4 protein-coding genes are annotated in these 2623 nt (G+C 52.4%); all 4 read right to left on the reverse strand.

The features are described from left to right. Positions 1-230 (reverse strand): hypothetical protein (locus tag ACE4YL_RS06240; RefSeq protein ID WP_461369378.1); only part of this gene is annotated, 230 nt, incomplete at its 3' end. Positions 231-422: 192 nt separating this feature from the next. Next, the gene (locus ACE4YL_RS06245) at positions 423-893 is read right to left on the reverse strand and encodes a phage tail assembly chaperone (RefSeq protein WP_461369379.1); all 471 of its coding nucleotides are present in this window, start codon (positions 891-893) and stop codon (positions 423-425) included. Between the two features lie 25 nt (positions 894-918). Then, positions 919-1362: a phage tail tube protein gene (locus tag ACE4YL_RS06250; protein ID WP_461369380.1), complete on the reverse strand. Its 444-nt coding sequence runs from the start codon at positions 1360-1362 to the stop codon at positions 919-921. Between the two features lie 13 nt (positions 1363-1375). Then, positions 1376-2623: phage tail sheath subtilisin-like domain-containing protein (locus tag ACE4YL_RS06255; protein WP_461369381.1), on the reverse strand; the 1248-nt coding region annotated here is incomplete at its 5' end.

A 2623-nucleotide genomic window follows, 5' to 3' on the forward strand; every position in this document is an offset into this window, starting at 1 on the left:
GAAATCGTGGGGTTGACCCTTGTTCGGTGTAATACATCTGCCCGTTTCTTTGCACTCCCCAAAACCTTCTCTGTATTGGAGAGTTCGGTCCTGGCTCTTTTGTCTACATGGGGGGTCGCGTCCGTCTTACCAAGGTTACCCGCATGTTTCTGGGTGCTTTGTATAGTCCGGTCCAGGTTTTTTAGCTTAACCTCAGCCTGCTCGTCAGTCACATCCACCACAATGTCCATGCGATACACTTCATAATTTGGCATGACTTACACTACCCCCTCTCTTCCCCCGTCTCGCGCTTTCGATCTCAATCTCCCGACTTGCCAGCAGGAACAGCTGTTCCCCTCTAGGAAGCCTGTAAAACTCGCCGGGGCGCAGGTTGTGCTTCACCCAGAAATCATATAACACCCCTGCGAGTCCCCCGGCCTTGATTAGTTTTTTACGTCTTCCAACTCGATGTTATAACCAGACAGATCCAAGACTTTGTTTCCAAGGGCATCAAGCTCCCCAGCCCAAAGCAAGCGTTTGACGACCTGATCAGGGCCGGAGAGCTTACCTTTGACCATAAGCTTCTCGTCCCCCCAGCCTTTGAGCTCAATTACCCTCGGGTTTTCTTCATCCTCAATTACCATCCGGAGGCCGATTGTGGCTTCAGAAATAAGCAGGCAGTTAAACTTTTCCTCATCGAATTCGGTTGCCACCCGACCCCGCTTCTTCTCCTTGATAGTACACTGTTCCCGCAACTTACCGACCTTTGCCACGGTAAGACCTTGCATATCAATCTCCAGATTGTAGCCATAACCGGGACGCTTGATTCTGTAATACCCTTTTGGGGGTTCAGATTTTCCGAGCAATTGTTCTATAATCTGCTCATCCGTCATTCCTTCAAACTCCGTAGCCATTGTTTCCCTCCTTTCTCAATGAATCTTAGTCGGCCTCAATCGGGTCCAGTAGCTCAACACCCTCAAACACGAAGGGCCACTCATCCTCGATTAGATCCCCAGCTTTCCAGTTGGCCAGAGCAATCTTTGTAAACTTGACATTCTTCAGCCGAATGCGCTCATAACCAAAGGCTTCCGGGTCGTCCAGCTTGGTAATGAGCTCCGTGACCACAGCCCCACGCCGGTCATCGGTGATAGGCAAGTTGAGCTGGATGAGGTCAGAGGTTACCTTGAAGCCAGTAATTGTTCCGGTTCCTTTCAGGCTGCCAAGTTTGTGCTGGGTCCAGCGGGTTCCACAGACCAATACCTCTTTGTAGTCAGGTTCCACATCCGCAGTAACTGCAGTCACGTTAGTCTGCCATTCCCCTTCCAGGTATAGATACCCGTAATGGCCGTTAACAATCCTTGAAGTGTCCAGGAAATCAGCCAATTAATCCACCCCCCTATAGCACGTAGAAGTTTCCGAAGATATTTTCCATCACGTCGGTCAGCCGCGCTCCGTAATTTAGGAACACTTGATCTGCCTCCGGCGTCATGGTCGCACCTTCCCCATAGTAATTCGGGTCAAGCTGTACGAAGTAGCCAGTATTCTCGATAACTTCACCTTTGGCCAGCGTAGCCATATATTGCATACAGGCCCCAATCAGCGCCAGGCGGCCCTCTTCGGTGTTGTTAACCTTACCGATGTAATTGGCCTCCGCCGTCCTCTGGAGATCCTCAGCAATCGCATCCATGACCCGGATGCCCCGGATTTTCTTGAAGGCGTTGTTCTGATCTTGACGTAAAGTCACCAAAGAGTTGATGCCCTTCAGAACCTTCACAATCAAGCCGTCATGGATTAGCAGAAACACCCCATTTTCCACCGCCGTCTTCATTTCCGTCTTGGTCCACCTTCGATTCACATCACTAAACGGGGCGGACGCGTAGGTAGTGGACTCTTTGAGCTTTTGCCCCGCAATCAGGCCGGCAACCCAGGCCGCCACTTCAGCAGAGCTATATTCCACGCCGCCAAGGTAGCCCCCACAGCCGACGTTTACGATACCCTCATAGTTAGACGCCGAACTCCTAGCCACTGCTTGGTCAACCGCATCCGCAGCCTTATCGGCGGTAGCACTGCCCCCAATAACCCCGATAATGTGAGTCCCTTCCGAACGTAGACGCTGAACCCAGGCTTTGAAAGACGCTTGTAAACCAGCATCAGTTACCCCATCAAGCGTTACCACGTTGAAGTCCTGCGCTTCCATCAGGGCAAAGGCGTCAACATAGTCCTGGTTAGCCAGCGCCGTAATCCCCGAGTCGCCACCGGTCAAGGCTTGCGCCGCCACATCTGCCAGGATACCGTTACCTTCGGCGAGCAGCGTTGCCTTGATCAGCTTTTGACCGTCACCGTTGATAGCCGCGACGGCAGCAGCGACGGTGCCGCTGACAAAGGTAAATACTTTCTTCAGTACAGTGCCCTCGTACAGCTTGATGTCCTTCTTCAGGGGGTCTACTGGGTTAGCCGAAACAGCAATCTTGAAGCTATCCGCGCGGGTGCCCTTGTAGTACCCCTCGATTCTCAGCGCTGCCGTCGGTACCTCTGCGGTGTCATTCAGGGTTATCGAAGATGCCGCTGCGTTGCCGTCATCCAAACGGTAGGCGATAACCTCTTTAGCGCCACCCATCAGAGCTAACCGGCAGGTTTTGTAAGC

It is taken from the genome of Candidatus Darwinibacter acetoxidans (genome assembly GCF_041936445.1).
Taxonomy (GTDB): domain Bacteria; phylum Bacillota; class Limnochordia; order Darwinibacteriales; family Darwinibacteriaceae; genus DTU010.